This window comes from Rhizomicrobium sp. (assembly GCF_056722145.1).
In genome coordinates this window covers 1-2,777 of record NZ_JBWZET010000375.1, presented here as the reverse complement: position 1 = coordinate 2,777, position 2,777 = coordinate 1, and the positions used below count along the sequence as shown (strand labels likewise).

3 protein-coding genes are annotated in these 2,777 nt (G+C 62.4%); all 3 read left to right on the top strand.

The window, feature by feature from the left end; all coding sequences use genetic code 11:
• Window positions 1-500: nitrogenase component 1 (locus AC1P6P_RS19865; RefSeq protein ID WP_481404181.1), on the top strand; the 500-nt coding region annotated here is incomplete at its 5' end.
• Window positions 501-560: 60 nt separating this feature from the next.
• Window positions 561-2,120, top strand: coding sequence for a nitrogenase molybdenum-iron protein subunit beta (nifK, locus tag AC1P6P_RS19860; protein WP_481404180.1), 1,560 nt, complete (start codon window positions 561-563; stop codon window positions 2,118-2,120).
• Between the two features lie 46 nt (window positions 2,121-2,166).
• On the top strand, window positions 2,167-2,777 hold a 611-nt coding region (locus AC1P6P_RS19855), incomplete at its 3' end, for a nitrogenase component 1 (RefSeq protein WP_481404179.1).

The window sequence follows — 2,777 nt, the reverse complement described above, 5'->3', positions numbered from 1 at the left end:
TCGCCAAGTACCGTCCGCTGATGGACGAGGTGATCGCCAAGTACAAGCCGCGCCTCGAAGGCAAGAGGGTGATGCTGTATGTCGGCGGCCTGCGTCCGCGCCACGTGATCGGCGCCTACGAGGACCTCGGCATGGAAGTGGTCGGCACCGGCTACGAATTCGGCCACAACGACGACTACCAGCGCACCGCCCAGCACTACGTCAAGGACGGCACGCTGATCTATGACGACGTCACCGGCTACGAGTTCGAGAAGTTCGTCGAGACGGTGAAGCCCGATCTTGTCGGCTCGGGCATCAAGGAAAAGTACGTTTTCCAGAAGATGGGCGTGCCGTTCCGCCAGATGCACAGCTGGGACTATTCCGGCCCCTACCACGGCTACGACGGCTTCGCGATCTTCGCGCGCGACATGGACATGGCGATCAACTCGCCGGTCTGGAAGATGACGCCAACGCCCTGGAAGGACAGCGGCACCGACTACATGGCGATCGCCGCCGAGTGACCGAATGCGGGGCCGGCCCCACCGGCCCCCACCCCAATCATCCCTGCACAGGAGGCTGACATGCCCCAGGACCCGAACCAGGTGAAAGACCACTTCTCGCTGTTCCGCGAGCCCGAATACAAGGACATGATCGCCACCAAGCGGGCGAACTTCGAAGGCCGCCACGATCCCGCCAAGGTTGCCGAGGCGGTCGAATGGGCCAAGACCGAGGAATACAAGGACCTAAACTTCAGCCGCGAGGCGCTGGTGGTGAATCCCGCCAAGGCCTGCCAGCCGCTCGGTGCGGTGTTCGCCGCGGTCGGCTTCGAGAAGACGCTGCCGTTCGTCCACGGCTCGCAGGGCTGCGTCGCCTACTACCGATCGCACTTCTCGCGCCACTTCAAGGAGCCGACGTCGTGCGTCTCCTCGTCGATGACCGAGGACGCCGCTGTGTTCGGCGGACTCAACAACATGATCGACGGCCTGGCCAACGCCTACAACATGTACAAGCCGGCGATGATCGCGGTCAGCACCACCTGCATGGCCGAAGTGATCGGCGACGACCTCAACGCCTTCATCAAGACCGCGAAGGAAAAGGGCAGCGTTCCCGAGGAGTTCGACGTTCCCTTCGCGCACACCCCGGCCTTCGTCGGCAGCCACGTCACCGGCTACGACAACGCGATGAAGGGCATTCTCGAGCACTTCTGGGACGGCAAGGCCAAGACCGTCGAACCGCTGGTGCGCGTGCCCAACGGCAGCATCAACTTCATCGGCGGGTTCGATGGCTACACCGTCGGCAACATGCGCGAAGTGAAGCGCATCTTCGACACGATGCAGGTCGAATACACCATCCTCGGCGACAATTCCGACGTCTGGGACACTCCGACCGATGGCGAGTTCCGCATGTACGACGGCGGCACCACCCTGGAAGATGCGGCCAACGCCATCCACGCCAAGGCGACGATCTCGATGCAGGAATTCTGCACCGAGAAGACCCTGCCGATGATCGCGCACCACGGCCACGAGACGGTCGCGTTCAACTCGCCGATCGGGATCGAGGCGACTGACCGCTTCATCATGGAAGTGGCGCGGCTCGCCGGCGTTGCCATCCCCGATGCGCTGGCGAAGGAACGCGGCCGCCTGGTCGATGCCATCGCCGACTCGAACGCGCACATCCACGGCAAGAAGTTCGCGATCTACGGCGATCCCGACATGTGCCTTGGTCTGGCGCAGTTCATCATGGAACTCGGCGGTGAGCCGGTGGTGGTGCTTTCCACCAACGGCGGCAAGGCCTGGGCGGCAAAGATGCAGGATCTGTTCGACAGCTCGCCGTTCGGTGCGGGTTGCAAGGCCTATCCGGGCAAGGACCTGTGGCACATGCGCAGCCTGCTGTTCACCGAGAAGCCCGATTTCGTGATCGGAAACACCTACGGCAAGTATCTGGAGCGCGACACCGGCGTGCCGCTGATCCGCCTCGGCTTTCCGATCTTCGACCGCCACCACAAGCACCGCTATCCGATCTGGGGCTACCAGGGCGCGATGAACGTGCTGGTCACGATCCTCGACCGGATCTTCGAGCACATGGATGCCACCACCGACGGCATTTCCACCACCGACTACAGCTTCGACATCATTCGCTGACGATGTGGGGAGCAGCAACCGGGTTCGTTCGGGGAGTTCAGGTTCGATGACTAGTATCAACGAAACCATTCAGGACGTCTTCAACGAACCCGGTTGCGACAAGAACCAGGCCAAGTCCGAAAAGGACCGCAAGAAGGGCTGTACCAAGCAGCTCCAGCCCGGAGGCGCAGCCGGTGGTTGCGCCTTCGACGGGGCCAAGATCGCGCTCCAGCCGATCGCCGACGTGGCGCACCTCGTCCACGGACCGATCGCCTGCGAGGGATCGAGCTGGGACAACCGTGGTGCGCTGAGCAGCGGTCCCACGCTTTACCGTACCGGCTTCACCACCGACATGACCGAGAACGACATCGTCTTTGGCGGCGAGAAGCGGCTGTTCAAGGCAATCCGCGAAATCAAGGAAAAGTACGATCCGCCGGCGGTGTTCGTTTACCAGACTTGCGTGCCGGCGATGATCGGCGACGATATCGACGCGGTGTGCAAGGCGGCCAAAGCGCGTTTCGGTACCCCGGTGATCCCGATCAACTCGCCCGGCTTCGTCGGGCCAAAGAACCTCGGCAACAAGCTGGCGGGCGAGGCGATCCTCGACCATGTGATCGGCACCGAGGAACCGGAATACACCACGCAATACGACATCAATATCATCGGCGAATACAATCT